1 protein-coding gene is annotated in these 851 nt (G+C 45.1%); it reads right to left on the bottom strand.

Going from position 1 to position 851, the window contains the following annotated elements; translation table 11 throughout:
* On the bottom strand, positions 1-851 hold an 851-nt coding region (locus A3738_RS09025; protein ID WP_156504128.1), incomplete at both ends, for a pyruvate carboxylase subunit B.

Here is an 851-nt window from a genome sequence, read left to right as displayed (position 1 = left end):
CCTTGCTCTTTCAACTGGTTTTCCATGTTGGTTAACATGCCGCCAGGAACTTGAGCGATAAGGATACGTGAATCTGTACCACGCAAAGAGCCTTCGAATTTCGCATACTTCTTACGTACTTTGCGGAAGTAAGCGGCAATCTCTTCTAGCAAGTCCATGTTTAGACCAGTATCACGATCTGTGCCCGCAAGTGCTGCAACAACACTTTCCGTTGCCGTGTGGCCGTAAGTCATAGACATAGATGAAATGGCTGTATCAACACGGTCAATACCCGCTTCAACAGCTTTTAAAATTGCCATGTCTGAGATACCAGAAGTAGCATGAGCGTGCAATTGAACCTCAAGATCAGTCTGAGCTTTCAAACGACTTACTAACTCGTAAGCTGCGTATGGAGTCAAAGTACCAGCCATGTCTTTGATTGCGATCGAGTCAGCACCAAGGTCTTCGATTTGCTTAGCTAATTCAATCCAGTTTTCGAGGGTATGAACCGGACTAGTTGTGTAAGAAAGCGTACCCTGAGCATGACCGCCATTTGTTTTAACCGCTTTCAAAGCGCGCTCAAGGTTGCGAGGGTCGTTCATCGCATCAAACACTCGGAACACTTCTACGCCATTTTTAACAGCACGCTCAACAAACTTATCAACAACATCATCTGCGTAATGACGGTAGCCAAGAAGATTTTGACCACGCAACAACATTTGTTGCTTAGTATTTGGCATCACTTTTTTAAGTTCGCGAATACGATCCCATGGATCTTCGCCAATGAAACGAATACATGAGTCAAACGTCGCACCGCCCCATGACTCTAGAGACCAATAACCAACTTGGTCTAATTTCTCAGCGATTGGAAG

This window comes from Oleiphilus sp. HI0066 (assembly GCF_001635725.1).
Note: the sequence above shows the minus strand (reverse complement) of the source record. Positions and strands in the feature narration are given on the sequence as shown.